The organism is Turicibacter sp., assembly GCF_017941855.1.
GTDB classification, from domain to species: Bacteria; Bacillota_I; Bacilli_A; order MOL361; family Turicibacteraceae; genus Turicibacter; species Turicibacter sanguinis.
This window is the reverse complement of the sequence record NZ_JAGAVR010000114.1, coordinates 1-16,989: the sequence shown is the minus strand read 5'-3', so window position 1 is coordinate 16,989 and position 16,989 is coordinate 1. Positions and strand designations below refer to the sequence as shown.

The 16,989-nt window shown below is 34.5% G+C and carries 18 protein-coding genes and 1 other annotated feature; all 18 genes read right to left on the bottom strand.

Annotated elements, in window-relative coordinates:
- Window positions 1-138 precede the first annotated feature (138 nt).
- Window positions 139-327, bottom strand: coding sequence for a DUF4177 domain-containing protein (locus J6D32_RS12520; protein WP_006785502.1), 189 nt, complete (start codon window positions 325-327; stop codon window positions 139-141).
- Between the two features lie 160 nt (window positions 328-487).
- Window positions 488-1,918 carry a proline--tRNA ligase gene (proS, locus tag J6D32_RS12515; protein WP_006785501.1) on the bottom strand — a complete coding sequence of 477 codons (1,431 nt, stop codon included), beginning with the start codon at window positions 1,916-1,918 and terminating at the stop codon, window positions 488-490.
- Between the two features lie 125 nt (window positions 1,919-2,043).
- Window positions 2,044-2,265, bottom strand: a binding site (T-box leader).
- A 395-nt stretch (window positions 2,266-2,660) separates the two neighbouring features.
- Complete coding sequence (locus tag J6D32_RS12510) at window positions 2,661-2,915, bottom strand: hypothetical protein (RefSeq protein WP_287467723.1); 255 nt, start codon at window positions 2,913-2,915, stop codon at window positions 2,661-2,663.
- Window positions 2,916-3,039: 124 nt separating this feature from the next.
- A complete protein-coding gene (locus tag J6D32_RS12505; protein WP_009607548.1) occupies window positions 3,040-3,318 on the bottom strand; it encodes a hypothetical protein in 279 nt (92 codons plus the stop codon).
- Between the two features lie 303 nt (window positions 3,319-3,621).
- A complete protein-coding gene (locus tag J6D32_RS12500; RefSeq protein WP_006785499.1) occupies window positions 3,622-3,813 on the bottom strand; it encodes a hypothetical protein in 192 nt (63 codons plus the stop codon).
- Entirely contained in the window at window positions 3,813-3,941 is a 129-nt protein-coding gene (locus J6D32_RS12495; RefSeq protein WP_009607539.1) for a hypothetical protein, read from the bottom strand. Before J6D32_RS12495 ends, J6D32_RS12500 begins: the two co-directional genes overlap by 1 nt.
- A 3-nt stretch (window positions 3,942-3,944) precedes the next feature.
- The gene (locus J6D32_RS12490; protein ID WP_009607563.1) at window positions 3,945-4,442 is read right to left on the bottom strand and encodes an LD-carboxypeptidase; all 498 of its coding nucleotides are present in this window, start codon (window positions 4,440-4,442) and stop codon (window positions 3,945-3,947) included.
- A gap of 107 nt (window positions 4,443-4,549) precedes the next feature.
- Entirely contained in the window at window positions 4,550-5,155 is a 606-nt protein-coding gene (locus J6D32_RS12485) for a copper homeostasis protein CutC (protein WP_009607554.1), read from the bottom strand.
- A 24-nt stretch (window positions 5,156-5,179) separates the two neighbouring features.
- Window positions 5,180-5,851 (bottom strand): YesL family protein, encoded by a 672-nt coding sequence (locus tag J6D32_RS12480; protein ID WP_055164818.1) that lies wholly within the window; start codon window positions 5,849-5,851, stop codon window positions 5,180-5,182.
- Between the two features lie 49 nt (window positions 5,852-5,900).
- The gene (locus tag J6D32_RS12475) at window positions 5,901-6,848 is read right to left on the bottom strand and encodes a glycosylasparaginase (RefSeq protein WP_009607579.1); all 948 of its coding nucleotides are present in this window, start codon (window positions 6,846-6,848) and stop codon (window positions 5,901-5,903) included.
- A gap of 32 nt (window positions 6,849-6,880) precedes the next feature.
- Entirely contained in the window at window positions 6,881-8,314 is a 1,434-nt protein-coding gene (locus J6D32_RS12470; RefSeq protein ID WP_009607550.1) for a M17 family metallopeptidase, read from the bottom strand.
- A 57-nt stretch (window positions 8,315-8,371) separates the two neighbouring features.
- On the bottom strand, window positions 8,372-9,361 hold the full coding sequence (locus J6D32_RS12465; RefSeq protein WP_009607556.1) for a carbohydrate ABC transporter permease: 990 nt from the start codon (window positions 9,359-9,361) through the stop codon (window positions 8,372-8,374).
- Window positions 9,354-10,262, bottom strand: a complete 909-nt coding sequence (locus tag J6D32_RS12460; protein ID WP_039931072.1) for a carbohydrate ABC transporter permease — start codon at window positions 10,260-10,262, stop codon at window positions 9,354-9,356. Before J6D32_RS12460 ends, J6D32_RS12465 begins: the two co-directional genes overlap by 8 nt.
- A gap of 13 nt (window positions 10,263-10,275) precedes the next feature.
- Window positions 10,276-12,927 (bottom strand): DUF5696 domain-containing protein, encoded by a 2,652-nt coding sequence (locus J6D32_RS12455; protein WP_055164820.1) that lies wholly within the window; start codon window positions 12,925-12,927, stop codon window positions 10,276-10,278.
- Window positions 12,928-12,930: 3 nt separating this feature from the next.
- A complete protein-coding gene (locus tag J6D32_RS12450; RefSeq protein WP_009607540.1) occupies window positions 12,931-13,569 on the bottom strand; it encodes a YIP1 family protein in 639 nt (212 codons plus the stop codon).
- On the bottom strand, window positions 13,559-14,998 hold the full coding sequence (locus J6D32_RS12445; RefSeq protein ID WP_009607555.1) for an NHL repeat-containing protein: 1,440 nt from the start codon (window positions 14,996-14,998) through the stop codon (window positions 13,559-13,561). Before J6D32_RS12445 ends, J6D32_RS12450 begins: the two co-directional genes overlap by 11 nt.
- 9 nt (window positions 14,999-15,007) lie before the next feature.
- On the bottom strand, window positions 15,008-16,153 hold the full coding sequence (locus tag J6D32_RS12440) for a carbohydrate ABC transporter permease (protein WP_009607567.1): 1,146 nt from the start codon (window positions 16,151-16,153) through the stop codon (window positions 15,008-15,010).
- Window position 16,154: 1 nt separating this feature from the next.
- A partial coding sequence (locus tag J6D32_RS12435; RefSeq protein WP_287467722.1) for a carbohydrate ABC transporter permease occupies window positions 16,155-16,989 on the bottom strand: 835 nt, incomplete at its 5' end.

Below are 16,989 nucleotides of genomic sequence, written 5' to 3'. Positions count from 1 at the left end.
AGCTTTCAACTATCATTTTGGACCTTTAAGTGTTAAAATTCATTCAAATTCATTCATAAAACAATCAAAATTATTTTCTCTTTTTGACTAACAAAAAAAAGATGATAGATCCCGCAATCTATCATCTTTTTTTCCTTATTATATATAGGCGGTCATTTCACGAGTGAAATAATACCATGATCCATTCACACCGCAAAGTCTCCAACCTTCTTTTCCTAATTCATTTAATTTTTGATTTAATATTTCCTGAGTTTTGGTTTGTTCCTGATTAAGGACACTTTTAATATCTACGTCTATTTGTTCTAATCGGTATTCAAATTTTTTCATCGCCTAAAGCTCCTTTAATGATTTGATATCACATTATAAGTATGAGCTTTAAAAAATATGCTACTTTGGAATGTTTTTTTTATTTTTTTGATGAATTTATTTGTCTTACATCCTACCAACTAAATTTATGACGTTTTGCCACTTGTTTTTTTTATAAATCTTAATAAGCTTTTGCCCAGTATACAAGTTTCGTTGCCTTTTTCCCGCAGCAAACGCAACTGTCACTTATCTGCTCTTGAACAAAAGGCATACATCGTGACGTAAATCCAACCTCTTCTTTAATTTTATCTTCACATGCTTGATCTTCACACCACATGGCTTTCGTGAATCCTGGGTGATTATCTGCATTATTTCTTAACTCCTCCATGTTTGTCGCTATAAAGGTCATCTCTTCACGTTTAGCTAATGCTTTTGCAAACAAACTTTGTTGAATGTCTTCTAATAATTCCACCACTTTTGTTTCAAGATCATCTAATGATACGATGATTTTTTCACGTGTATCACGACGAACTAAGACCACCTGATTATTTTCAATATCTTTTGGTCCGATTTCAACGCGAACTGGAATTCCCTTCATCTCATACTCACTAAACTTCCATCCTGGTGTTTTATCCGATGTATCACACTTGACACGAGCAACACTTGCTAGACGTGTTTGAAGCTCACATGCCTTTTCTATAACCCCCTCTTTATGGGCTGCAATTGGAATAATCATAACTTGTGTTGGAGCGACACGTGGAGGTAGTACAAGTCCACTACTATCCCCATGCACCATAATAATAGCTCCGATTAAACGAGTCGTCACACCCCATGAAGTTTGATGCGCATATTGCATCTTTGAATTTTTATCACTGTATTTAATATCAAAAGCTTTTGCAAAACCCGTTCCAAAGTTATGTGACGTTCCACTTTGAAGAGCCTTTCCATCATGCATTAAACTTTCAATCGTATACGTCGCCTGTGCACCCGCAAATTTTTCTTTTTCTGTTTTTTGACCTTTAAGCACTGGAATTGCTAAAAATTCTTCACACATTTTGGCATACGTATTGAGCATCAGTAATGTTTCTTCCTCTGCTTCCTCAGCTGTAGCATGTACGGTATGCCCCTCTTGCCATAAAAACTCAGTTGTACGTAAGAATGGACGTGTTGTCTTCTCCCAACGAACAACGGAACACCATTGATTATATTTCTTCGGTAAATCATTATAACTTTGAATAATTTTTGAATAATGATCACAGAATAACGTTTCAGATGTTGGACGAACAACTAATCGTTCTGATAATTTTTCATTTCCACCGTGTGTCACCCATGCGACTTCTGGAGCAAACCCTTCAACATGATCTGCCTCTTTTTGAAGTAGCGATTCTGGAATTAACATCGGCATGTACACATTTTCATGTCCTGTTTCTTTGAACTTTTGATCTAGATACTGTTGAATATTTTCCCAAATGGCATAACCATATGGGCGAATAATCATACATCCTTTCACACTCGAATAGTCAACTAATTCAGCTTTTTTAACAACATCCGTATACCACTGTGCGAAATCTTCATCAATCGCTGTAATGGCTTGAACAAGTTTTTTACTCATGTTAACTTCCTCCCTACACAGTTTACATTCTATTGACTCATAACCTTTGTTTCATGATGAGCTATACAGTGTGAGGGGTTCATCAGTGATTTCTGTATACAAAAAACCACCGATTTGCTCCCTCTGCAAGGGGCCAAAATCGGCGGTACCACCCTAATTATGATCATATTCCATGGCACTATGATCACATCTTTTTCATCGATAACGAGATGAATCGCTGTAGCCTACTTCAAGTTTTCGGTACAGGGCTCCAAGGCTGGTTCAAGACACCTTTTTGAGAATTTTCACCAACCATTCTCTCTCTACAAAAAAGGGAAGTCTTTACTATTCCTTTTCAACGCGAATATTTGTCTAAATCTTATCCAATAATTTTACATTCGTCAATAGTTTTTTTTCAAAAAATATATTTTTTGTTAAATTTAATCGATTTTAAACCCGAAAAACAATACCTCTCATGCCATATTGACTACTTAGGTCAGTCAGCTTTACATTCATCTGTTTTACTCTCATCTAAAAGTTCACAATCCATTGTTTTCAATCTGCTCTACTGATGTTAAATGGATTACTATATAGAAACAGAAATGTATTTCACTATTATAAATGAGTCTCAGTACTAAAGTCTTTTTGATCCTTAGGCGTCACTATAGTCCAGTTAAAAGTTTTCCAAGTGTGAAAAACTTATCTGGACTTATATATATAAGCTTTACTGTCGATAAAAAAATCAACATTCATGACAAACGTTTCAATCGAAAAAGTCAATATTAAAAAAAATTCCAAATCCATTTTTCACTGATTTCACCTTAAAATTAGCATTTCTTAAATCTGTTGCTACGCCATTCAACAATAACGCTTGAATCTTCACTATGTCCTCATTATTTAATAAGAATTCAACAGACTCCGCCGTTAAATAATCATTCTTTATCAGTGATTCAGATGATTTATACATCTCAAATAAACAGACAAAATCAACCGCAACTAAACCATAAATTTCTTTCAATCGCTCACTCTAAATTTCCATTTTTTATAATTTATTATCCCCTGTTTTTCATAAAAAAATGATGAGATAAACAAGAAAAAGAAGAGCCCTTAACTCCATCTGCTCTTCTTCCTTTATTTTATTTTTATGCTTCAAATGTAATGTCAAAACTAGATTCACGGCGTCCTGTTACAGCGTTTGCTAATGCTTGTAAAACTTGCTCACTCAATTCTTCTAAACGTCCTGTTGATAGTACTTCTGCATGTGATAAAGAGCACACAAATCGTGTATAAATATGATCAACTACCGGGAATTTTACTTCTGTTTCTTCACAAGTTAAAATGATATTTTGACGATTCCCTCTAATTTTTACGTTTGTTGGACACTCAGTGATATAGTTGATAAATTCTTTCTCAGTTCTCATGCTAGAAAACCCCTTTCGCACATTTCATTTTTTCTTTCCTTGATGAACTTATTATAGCATGTTGTGAATTAATGAACAATGATTTTGTGAAAAAATATTCAATGAAACCTTGTGAAAACGTACACAAATAAAAAAATAACCTATTTTAAACTCAAAACCTCTTATAAATGTCGAAATTTAAACTCGAACAGATGCTTCTAACAGTAATTTTTTTTGTCAATCGGCATCAATTTCTACTAATCCGCCATAAGATAAAATCATCATCGATGAGTTATGACCAAAATTCAAATCGTAACCCATCATTCAATCACGTAAGCCAAGCTCCTCAATCACGACCTGATAAATGACCACCTCATACTCATCCTTCTCATCGTACGGCTTCCCAAACAAAATCCCTCTTACTTGTTGCAAACTCCCCATTGACCCATCATTTTGAAGCCAGTACTTCAACAAAGTGGGATCTGATTGATGCTCAGACATCTCAAAAAATAACATCACCTCTTTCCAATTTTAGGCCAAAGACTCATCCCTTTTGCCATCTCAAACACTTCAATGCAAGCTCCGAACAATCGTCCTGTGATTCCCCCACCTCCTTGCAACCACTTCGATCCTTCGTTTTTCACAACTTAGCGTCGTTGATGACATAACTCATAGTCGCAATGCAGGTATTCACTACCCAAATTCCAAGACATCTTGATTTCACCTCCTACATCAGTTTCAAATAACATCTTCTGAACGCAGTTCTTCGCATACTCAAACATACCACCATTTTTTGCAAATTCTGCGAGTAAACTCGGTCCATAAAAGCTAGAAAGACCTGCCTTAAAACACATTAAGTGACCAATTGTTGTATCAGAATGACCAATCAAAATTTTAGGATTCTTTTCTATGATGCCTAAACCCACACACGGTAATAATCTGATACGATTATCATCACCGATACAATTAAAAATCGCTTTGATGCTATTATCTTTAAAAGCTTCCATCAAATCATCTGCACGTTCTTTTGGCTGCCTATCAACATATTCACTCCCCGATAATGTATGTGCCATTTCGATAACCTCTAAGCCAAAAACCTCTTTTATCACCTGTTTTCCTTGCTCATATCGCCAGCTCCTCCCCAAGATAAACTGACCGTTGCGATTTTGTCGCCTATCCTTTAAAAAATCGAATAAAAAAGGGAGCTATTCGCTCCGTTATAACCAAGAATTAACTCATTTAAATTCATTTTCTATACGATTTTCGTTCCATGCACTTCATTTATCTGTAAAAATCCAATCAATTCCTCACGATTTTTTGTTGTAATTCCCTTACCTGGCATAATTATTATTTCATTATTTGCGTATTCAATAAATTCTTTAATCAATTCTTTTCCTTTAAGAGCATTTTCATTTTTTCCTGTTGTCAAGATACGATTAATCCCTAACCCTTTCAAAATATCAATTCCTTTAAATGGATCTGTCAATTCGTCAAATGCCATATGGAATGTCATCGATAATGGTTTCGCAATTTCAACTAACGTTTTAATGGTCTTAACATCAATTTCATTTTCTTTCAGGGCACCAATTACCACCCCATCTACACCTATTTCCTTACACTGTTTAATATCTTCAATCATAATCTCTACTTCATCTTCGTTAAAGCAGAAATTTCCACCACGGGGTCTAATCATGACCATAATGGGAAGTCGCACATCACGACGCGTTTTGATAATCGTTCCATAACTTGGCGTTGTTCCACCCTCTAACAAATTAGCACATAATTCAATTCGACTAGCACCACGTTTTGCTGCCTCGATTGCTTCTTGATAACTTCCGACACATGCTTCATAAATCATGATGATTTCCTCCTTCATTATTGATTAATTGATTTCCTCATTTTCTATATCGTATACTTGAAACTTTTCTTCTTGTAATTTTTTAAATTTCATTGCCATGCCGCTCACATAATAATGGTTTAAATAACAATATGCCGCAGCAAATAAAAATGCAATAAACTGGCTAAACAAAGTCAGAATAAAAAAGATGGCAATCCCGGCGATTAGAAATCCAATCGTGTTAAGAAAATAAAAAATTGGAAATAGAATCGACATTTTTATATACTCTTTCGTCCGACAATTAAACCTTATTTCAATTCCCATATACGTCATAAATGATAAAAGCGTAATAAAAATCAGAAAATAGTTCATCACTAAAATACCGACTTTCATAAAACCGTCTCCTAGTTGATGATCATAATAATAAACATTAATTCCTAAAATCGTGAAGATTAATAGATATGAAAAACCAATTTTATTGGCTTTTACAAAGCTTTGTCGATAATATTGCATAAATCGTGTAAATAGGTTTGTGTCTCTTTCTTCTTCTACTATTTCTTTAATTAATTTCAGCCCTGCATAGAAGGATGGTGCAATTCCAAAGACTAACAATCCCATCAAACTTCCAATCACCATATAGAAATTAATTAATAACATCTGCGCCACATAGTTGGCAAACTGGTACAGTTTCCCTTCTAAATGTCTTGTTTCATTCATCCTATTCACCCCATTTCATTTAAGAAGAAGATTAATGCAACCTTCTTCTTTAGTCTAGTTTATGTTCTTCATTCATCGCCCATTTTGAGACATCTTCTACAGGCCTGATAACTGTCTCTCCATCAATTATCTCAGCCACATAAGTTTTGGCAGGATGATCATGTGTTGCTACAACAAAGGTAAATTCGATATTCGTTGCAATGCCCCATTCGCATTCTTTATTCATCGCTACAATACTAATCGGGCTTGCTTTACCACGTTTTTTTATTAGTTTTCGCTCAAATTTCTTTAATGCTTTTTCGCATGCCTCCATCGGCGTTAAGCCTTGCTCCATTAACGACGTGACTTCATATGAAAGACAACCTTTCATAATGTCCTCTCCTACTCCAGTTGCGGCTCCACCACCGATATCACTATCTGCATAAAAGCCCGATCCAATAATCGGTGAGTCTCCCACACGGCCAGGTTTTTTCATAAACAACCCACTTGTCGATGTTGCAGCAATCGTTGTTCCTAACTGATCGACACAAACCATGCTAACTGTATCATGACCATCATATGACGTTAATTCATTCATATCTATCTGTGACTTACGATCACGATATTCTTGCATTGCTTTTTCGGTCAGCATATTTTTGCGCTCAAATCCTTCTAGATGAGCATATTGCTCTGCTCCTGCTCCAACTAAAAATGCATTAAATTGCTGATGTGATAATTTCTCAGCCACATCAATGACATTTTTAATATCTTTTACTGCCCCTACTGCTCCAAAACCAAGTGTATCTCCATTCATCCATCCCGCATCAAACTCGCACACACCCTCTTGATTTGGTAATCCACCATATCCCACTGATTTATAACGAGGATTGTTTTCAACATCATGGATAGCGACTTTTAACGCATCCGTCGCTGCTTCTCCCTTATTTAATAAGTGAGATGCTAGATTCACACCATCCCGTGCAAAATACCAAGTTGCAATGATTCCCCACTGATTCATATTTTTCCTCCATTTACATTTCATTACATTTTTTATCTTACCTCTATTATACCGTATTCATGATTTAAATTCATTTGTTCAATTGTTTTTGCTAATAATTTAACACCATATCCAGTCATCCCTGTCACATAATCCCCGCGATCTGCATGTACATCCGTCATGGCTGCGATATCAACATGTGCCCATGAAATCTTATCATCCACAAATCGTTTTAAAAATAAGGCTGCTGTAATATGTCCTGCATAACTTAAACTAGAAAGATTACTTAAATCAGCATAGTGACTATTTAAACTGCTATCATATTCTTTAATTAATGGAAGCTCCCAAACTTTTTCTCCGGTTACATGAGCACTCTCTTTCAATTCCTTTCGAAGCGATTCATCATCCGTGAAAAAGCCAGCCATTTCTTGTCCGAGTGCCCCTCCAATTGATCCAGTTAAGGTCGCAATATCAATAATACTTTTAGCTCCTAACTCTTGTGCATAAAGAAGTCCATCAGCTAATAAAAGTCTGCCTTCTGCGTCTGTATTAACCACTTGTACCGTTAAACCATTTCGATATTTAATAATATCACCGGGGACCATCGCTTCACTATTAATGAGGTTTTCAGTTGTTAAAATAATTCCAATCACATTTGCTTCTTTTTGTTGGATCGCTAACTCATAAATCGCTCCAAATACAGCTGCTGAACCTCCCATATCCACACGACTACCTGATAAATCCCGACCACTTTTAATGTTGTAACCACCCATATCAAATGTGATCCCTTTCCCGACTAATGCAGTTAGTGGTAACTCTTGATTTGTTTGATATTTGAGAGTGATTACTCTGGGTTCAATATGACTTCCTTTTGATACCGCTAAAATTCCATTAAACTCTCTTGAGATTAAATCTGCTTTATTCATCACTTCAACGTCAACCTTTAAATCTTGAAATGCTTCAGTTATGAAGTCTGCATACTGCGCGGCATTAAACTGATTTAATGGCTCATTTGAAATATGTCGTGCTAATAAAGTTGCTTTTGTTTTATTTAACACGTCTTGATATAAAGATTTAAGATCGAGTTGATTATCAAAACTAATCGTTTTTAAAGCTGCTGACTTGCGCTCTTTTTTATAATCATCTTGATAATTGGTTCCTAAAATTAGTCCTTCTAAAAAGTGAGGTAGCACCTCATCTTTTAATCCATTAAACGTCACACGTTCAATCTCTTGTTGATCTAAAAATCGTCCCACTTCTCCACCTAATTGACGATATTCATACTCGTGTTGAATCCCTTTGATTCCAATTAGTACTACATTTTGTTCATTCAGACTTCTTTTTTTATAAAACGTTATTGTTTTATACTGTGTCTGTTCTTCCGTATACAGGACTTGATTTTGATAAGATAAATCCTCACACAAGTAGGCTACGGTATCGCTTGATAGATTTTCTTCTACATTAAAAGTTCTAAAACTCTTTAACATTTTATCCCTCCTTTTAATTAAATTATTAGTGGAAAAGAGTCATTAATATGACTCTTTTTATCCTGTGATTCCTGAACGTTCAAAGCTTTCAACAAATTTTCGTTGAACGATGAAATATAAAATTAAGAGTGGACTAATAAAGATAAGTAATGAAGTCCCCCTAATAGCCTGAAGTAAAAATGGACTAACTTGATCGATTTCAAAACCAGTTAGAGCGCTATAAGCACCCGTGATTACATTCGTATTAGACACTTGCGTATTCATAATTAATGAGAGTAAATCAGTTCCTGATTTCACAAATAATGAAGAATAGTATGTATCTCCATAATTCCACGCAAATGAGAATACGCCTACGGTTAACATGGCTGGCACTGTTGTTGGAAGCATAATTTGTACAAATGTCTTAACATATCCTGCTCCATCAATACTTGCTGCCTCTTCTAATTCTTTTGGCAATCCTCTAAAGAACTGTCTAAAGATAAAAATAAAGAGACCTGATTTTAATCCATGCCCGAGTAAAGCAATCATAAAATAAGCGGGTGTATTATTTAGTAAATTGATACTTTCTCCATTAACCATTTCAATCATTCCAAAGAAATCAAAGTATCGATAATTTAAATATTGAGATAAAATCATCGTTTGAGGCGGCACAATAATAGTTAAAATAACCCCAGCAAAGATTAGATTTTTCCCTTTAAAGTTAAATCGTGCTAATCCATAACCAACAACCGCAGAGGAAATAAGTTGAATCACCATAAGTGCGCCAGAATAAGCCATCGATAATAGTAAGGATTGATCAGGTTTTAAAATTCTACTGCATAATTTTAAAATAATCGTACTTGGATTTTCAGGAATCCAAAAACTTAATGGATTCCCTAAATCATTTGGAGAAGTAAAGGCGGTACTTATCATTTTTAAAACTGGATATAAGATCATAAATCCGATACTGATGACAAGTGAATATTGAATCACCTTAATCACAAATTCATTGAATTTTCTCTTTACTCTAGGATTCGTACACCCCTGTTTAAGACTCGGCTTATTCATAGTAAAACACCACCTTAGATAACAACTTAATTAAAATTCCTAAAATAATGACAATTGAAATAATGTAGCAAACCGAAATCGCAGCACTCGCTCCATAGTTTCCTGTTGTAAACGCCATCTCCCTAGCAGCCTCTAATACTGCTGAACGATACATCGATTCAACAATGGTATACACTGAAACCGTCACAATGATTGGAGAAATCATTGGAATTGTGACTTTCCAAAACGTTTCATACTTTGTTGCACCTTCAATCCATGCTACTTCATACAAGGTAGAACTAATCGATTGCAGCCCTGATAAGAAAATCAAGATTTGGACAGCTGAATACGAAATAATTTCAAAAACTTGATTAATCGAATTTCCAATAAACATCGTAATTCCAGATGGAATCCCCGCATTATTTAAAAATGTAAAAATCTCACTGACATTTAAGAAATTTGAGGATCCGACTTGTTCCACTCCGATTTCAGTTAATGAACTTCCCGTTTGAAATTTTGTATAAATATCTAACCCAAATATGATAGGTAAGAAAAAGATGGTACGTGCCACGCCTCTAAATTTGAAGTTTGTATTTAAAAGCACAGCGATTAGCATACTAAAGATGACAATCGTTGGTAACTCAATGAGGGTTTTTTGAATGGAAGTGAAAAATGTTCGTTGAAAATCCGGCACAACCCTAAAAATATAGTTGAAATTTTCAAACATCACCCATGATTTACTCAATCCTCCTTGAACTAATTTGATTTCTTGGAATGAATAAATTACCGTATAGATAAGTGGGCGAATAAATATGAGGAAAAAGCCAATGACCCAAGGAAGTACGAATAAGAAACCGACAATATTTCTTTGTTTTGAATGATGGAGTTGCTTATAATATTTAATTGGATTTATGAGTTTCATCATTTATCCCTCCCTATTCTACGATATAGTCTAGCGCTGGAATCATTTTTCCACCCACATTGACACCTTCGTTATTATAATTAAAGATTAGCGTCTTTCCATTTTCATAAGTCACTCGATATACATCATTCATTAATCGTTCATGTCCTACGATATGGCCATTTCCTATTACTTGTTTTGATTCTTCAATCACTTTCGATGTTTCAAAAATATCATCTTTTAAATCGTCAAATGTTGTGTGATAGTAATACGTATAATCCGTATTGTTAAAGAATGATGAATCTTCATAAGAAACGGTATATTTAACATCCATACCGAATTCCACAGCTTTTAGGAGATTTTTTTCTACTGACGTCGCATTTTCAATATTCACACTTTCCCCACTGTAATCAAAGAATCCGTTATATGCAATCTGTTTGAATGGAATTGAATAATCAATCACCCCGTTATAAGTTGTCTCTAATGGAATATTCGTTTGATAGCTGCTATATGGGAAGGTGTAATTATAACCATCTTTCATTAACAACTGATATCCTGCCTCTGTTAATGTCTGAAGTGCTTCTTCTACATATTGCTTAGCGTAAGTAAATTCTACTCCTTTGCGACCATAGTTAGCATAATATAAACTTCCAATATTTCTAAGAGATAATCCACTCAATTCAAATTCTTGATTTTTCAAATATCGATCGACAACACTATTTAGGTATTGTGGAGAGACAAAATATTTAACTAAACTTGTTTTATCTTCTAGTAAGGTATTCGGTTTGACATCCTGTCTTTTTAAAACTTCGTTTGGAACATTTGTAATCCCATGTTCAGTCGCGCGGAATCCATTATCATTTTTACGATAGGTTTCAATAAATGAGATATCAAAATAATGATTTACTTCATTGTCATTTAAGTACGAGACTAATGATTCAAACTCAGACTTTCCACCTGCCGCTTGATCATATTTGATTTGAGTTGGGAGATCATGTGTGTATCCTCCGTTCATCCAACCAGTATACACTGTCGTTAAGTTTTTCACAGTTTTCAACTCTTCTAAAATCTTAATGACTTGTTGGTATGTCGTCGCGTACTCTACTTTATCAAATTGAATTCCCATCACATTTTGTTCTTTTTTTATTCCACCAATCATATCCACTAAAATCCCTGATGAAATATCATCTTGAACCGTTAATCCATACGTGTTAACCAGGTATTCACGATATAAATTTGCCATACTAAAATAATCATGATTTGATTCATCTAATAAATGATATTGAATACGATACTCACTTGTCTTATTCTCAGAGTAATATTTAATTGTTAAAGATCCATCACCATAAAAATCATGATTATAGGTATCTACATTTTGAATACGTGGAAAAATACGACTTGGCTCATTTTCATCATTACTTACCGTTAAAACCAAATTTGTTTTTTCCGCCCCTTGATCGACGATTGCTAAAAACCCTTGAGTTTCACTCGTCATTCCATACACCGGCATTGTTGCCAATTCATCGAACCTTTTGACTGGAGACTCTAGCAGCTCACTATTATTATAAAGTGATTTAATATAGACATTATTTGTTCCTTTAACACCATTAAGTTCTACAATCCCCCCGCTACCATCTGGTAGTAAAGCATATGACGATTCTCCATTTAAAGTAGCGCCAAATGACGGTAATAAATCCATTGTTACGACCTGAAACTCATCTGGAATTAACGCAGATTGGAAGAGAACATTCACATTTAATGTTCCATTTTCAAAGGTGTACTCAATTGGAAAGGTAAATGTTCCTTTTGGATGCTTCGCTTCATCCTTCCCCGTATATTTGTAGATATCATCACTTAAATCTTCAAAGGTGTACTCTCCTTCATAAAAGATAATTTCATAGACAAGTCTTGAATCACTTTTAGGATTACTTGGATAGTAGACATCACGGTCTTTAGAATATTTATAATATTTATTAATTAATTCTTTAGACTCTTCAGAGACAACATTCAATATTTTTTCTTCAAATTTATCTGGTGCAATGAACGATGGCAAGTCCTTTAACGAGTATTTAGAATCTCCAATCGTATAATCAACACGCACACCATGGTCAATCTCATAAACCTCATAACTTCCTTCTTTGACACTTTGGTTCATCGCATTAAGTGTTTGAGTGCTATTAGAATCTTTTAATTTGTACGTGATGGTAAATGGTGTTTTTAATGCCTCGCTACTACCCGCCGATGCGAGCGTATTGTATGTGATATTTGTTTTCTTATTTAATATCTCAATATTCGTTGTTGTTAAATCCATCTTAACCATATAATCTGCTTGATCATAAAGTGTGATGTACTTTTCCTCATCCTTTAAGCGTTGGTAATTTAAATCGATTAATTCACCAAGTTGTGTTTCGCGATCCGTATGTTCTAATGTTTTAGCATCTAAATCATTGATTCGACTTAAAACAAATCCCCCACCTAGTAAAACAACGACGAGTAGCATGAAAAGCTTTTGCTTAATTGATGTTTTAAATACAAGGTAAAAGATGCCTAATACAATCGATTTTAAAACCCTATAAATCCCCAGAATGATACTTAAAAACCACAATCCGATTCCTTTAAATAAACTAACAACTAGTTTAACAATGAATGAAAAAATACTGATGATTCCTTCCTTTACGCAACTCATCGCTTACCCCCCCATCATATAGTTAATTTCACGTAAAATTGAAATAATAAAGCCATAAAGTTGTTGTAGTAAACTAAATAACAATATGAGGATAAATAAAATGATGATGCCAGCTACAACAGATAATACAAGTGTTCCAATCGTCTTTCCTAATGAATATTCTTGAACGACAACCATCCCAATAATAAAACTAAAGACAGTCCATAATAATCCAATATTTAAGATTAAATAATAAAAGACAATTTCATCCGCGACAATTAGGTGACTAAAACATAGTGCGATAAACTTCGTGATAATCAAAGGGACAGAGCTATACAAAATGACTTGATACATCTCAATAAATTTTCCCTTCCCATTCATCAATGTTGTGACTGACCAGATGGAAATATTAATTAAAACGACAGTCATCATTGGAAGTGAGATTTGACGTAATAAACTGAACTCATGTGGATTATAATTATTAACCAAGAAGCCCGTATAAACATATTCCGCTATGCTTAACAAAATAAGCATTAAAAGGAAATGATGCGCAACTTTTAGTTCGCCCTTTTTTTGAAATTTTAATGCTTCATATCCCTTAAATGGGCGTAAGTTAACATGTAATGGAAAATCAACATATCTCTCTTTGAAATTAGAATACATCAGCCTGCCCCTTCTTTCCGCTACGACGCACAGATTTTACAACGTAAAAGATTACCGCTCCAGTTCCAACAAAAAAGACGACTGGTAAGTATTGTTTAATCATTTCACCACGATATTTTTCAAATGCTCGTGTATAGTTACTTCGACTTTGACCTAATTGGAAATATTCCATGGCTTCTTTGTACTGACCTTCACGATATTTAATTTTACCGATTCCAGTATAAGCTAATTCGAAGTTTGAATTTTGTTTCAATGCTTCTTCCCAATATAAAGAGGATTGATGAAGATCTCCATCATAATAGCTTTTTGAGGCATTCAACACAATTTTCCCATATTCCGTTGGCGTGTACACTTTCATTCGATTTGAACTACTGTCAATTACGACTAAGTCATCATCTACCCAAATAATTTCACTTGGTTTTTTCAATTCATCATTATTTCCTAAAATTCCAAGCATATTTCCATTTTCATCATATAAGAAGATACGCCCATAAACTTCATCTAACGCTGCATAAATTCCATAATCGTTTATGGCAATTGAAACAAACACATTTGTTCCGTATTTGCTTTTTTGCATATAATCCCCGCTCGGACGAGCAAAATCGTACTCAAACTTTAAGACATCCTCACTTTTAAGATTGAATTTCTTAATCGGTTCTTTACTATCTGAGCGCGTGACGGTATAAATAAATCCATTCTCATCCACATCAATATTAGCAAATTGTGTTGGTAAATAGCCGATTGTTTGTTCACGTTGCTCTTTTGTCATAAATTGATACCAAAATAAGTCAACAAAATCAACTTTAACTTTATTTACCCCTTTAAATCCATAGAAATTCCCCTCAATATCGACTTCTAAAATTCCTTCATAAATTCCATTTACAATCATGTAAATACGCCCAACATTATCAACGGCAATTTTAGTCGGCTCATAGGTTGCTTTCTTTTCAAGTCCAGGTACACCCTCTGGTTTTCCTATGATAGTTTTTAATTCGTGTGTCATTTGATCTAAAACGACGACTCGTCCATTTCCCGTATCTGCAATATAAATTAACCCATCGCGAATATAAAGGCTTTGAGGTTTAGATAACTTATCACCATTGTTAAATGTCGAAATCGTTGAAATATAATTAAATGATTGATCTAATATCACGATCTTCTCATTTCCCTCTGAAGCATCGAGTAAGTAAAATTGATTGTTTTCATAAAAAATATCTGTGATTTTATCTAATCTAATGCCTTGATTGAGGTAATCATTTGCATCGACCATCTTTACATTTTCAAACAATGGTGCTGAATAATAGGGTTCCCCCCAGTAATCATATAAGTAATATTCACTATTTGAGTTCACATCCGCTTTAACAGGATTAACATTCATCATTGTAGCTACTACTAAACATGCAGATAAATATTTAAGTTTTCTTTTCACTCCCCACACCTACTCTTTCATACCAGACGTTGCAAACGTTTGAATAATATTACTTTGTGTAATAACAAAAACAGTAATTGGTACAATCATCATAATGAGTGTTATAGCTGCCGATACACCTGTTCTGGCAATCCCAACTGTTACAACTTGATTTAGTGCATAGCTCAAGGTCTTTAATTCTTCACTGTAGATAAAGTTCCCCCCCGTTGCAACCCATAGCTGTTGAAATACGAGAATGACAAGCGTTAACCATGCAGGTTTAACAACTGGCATGACGACTTTCCAAAAGATTTCAAACTCACTTGCCCCGTCAATTTTAGCGGCTTCTATCAACGACATCGGAATCCCTTCCATAAACTGTTTCATTAAATAAAGGCCAAGTGGATAGGCAAAGGCTGGAAGAATAATTGCCCAATAGGAATCAACTAATCCTAGCGATGAAATCGTAATATAGTTAGGAATTTCAGTCACTTGTGGTGCAAACATTAAGGATAAGACAATGATATTAAAAATAAATTTCGAACCCGGGAATTTAAATTTCGCTAATGGATAAGCTGCCATAGAAGCAAAGATAACATGGCCAAACGTTCCTGCTAATGTAATTAAAATCGTATTAAAGAAATAGCGAGAGAATGGTACCCATGAATTCCCAATCACGATGAGTAAATCGTAAAAGTTCGTAAAGGTAGGGTTTTTTACAAATAATTGTGGTGGGAACATAAAAATTTCATCCATTGGTTTAAATGCATTATTAACGATAAACAACAATGGCCAAGCTGAGAAGAGTCCAAATCCCCCTAAAAATAGAAACAGTGAGAAATCTCCCAGCTTTGAACGGTTCAAACGTTTTTTCCCATATTTATGTTTGTGTCTACTTCTTTTTAACCACGATGGAATCATTTTAAGGACATCTAGACCTTTTTTGGGAAGACTGATTAAAAAGACACCAAACTGCTTTAAATACGTTGGGATTAAACCGATCTGTTCAAAAACTGTTTTACGAATGGAAATGATAAACGCAACGACCCCGACCATAGCAATCACATTAATCACAAATCGCGTAAAAAAGATAAAAATTAAGAAGAACGATAGGCCGGCAACAACAAATAATAACTCTCTATAAAATTCTTTATTTTTGTTATATTTATTTTTCATGTTATGACCCGACCTTTCTAAGTAATTTTTGAACGACTAAGTTTGAAAGAAGCATAATGGCAAATAATACCGTAGCAATGGCTGAGGCATATCCTAACTCATATCTGATTTGACCATAATCCATTAAGTGAGTGACAATCGTATGTCCTGCATAATCAACCGATGGAAATCCAACTAATTGAACCGAAACATTTGAAATAGCAAATGATTGTGTAATCTGCATAACAGCACCAAATAATAATTGTGATTTCATAGATGGTAATGTAATGTGCCATAATTCTTGCCAACGATTTTTGATTCCATCAATAGCTCCTGCTTCATAAAGCGTTGTATCAACATTTTGAAGTCCTGCCATAAAAGCAAGGAAGGATACCCCTAAACTTAACCAAAGCTGAACAATGATTAAAATCCAAATCATATAATCAGGGTCTTGTAACCATTGAATTGGTGAATCAATAATTCCCCACTCCATTAGGTAGGCATTTGCAAATCCATACACGTCACCTGAGAAGATAATTAACCAAATTAAGAACGCATTCCCAGCGATTGAAGGCGCATAAAACACTAAGGTTAAAACAGCTCTTAGTTTTGGTTTAAATTCATTAATGACCCAAGCAAAAATGAAAGCCATGATATAGCTTAATGGACCTGTAATAATCGCTAAAAACAATGTATTTTTCAATGCGATTTGGAAGACTTCATCCTCTACAAATAAGCGAATATAATTATCTAAAAAAACAAATTTCGGTGGCTCTAACATATTAAAATACGTAAAGCTTAGCCCCATCGACATGACAACCGGAACAACCGTAAATAATGTAAATAAGATGATATAT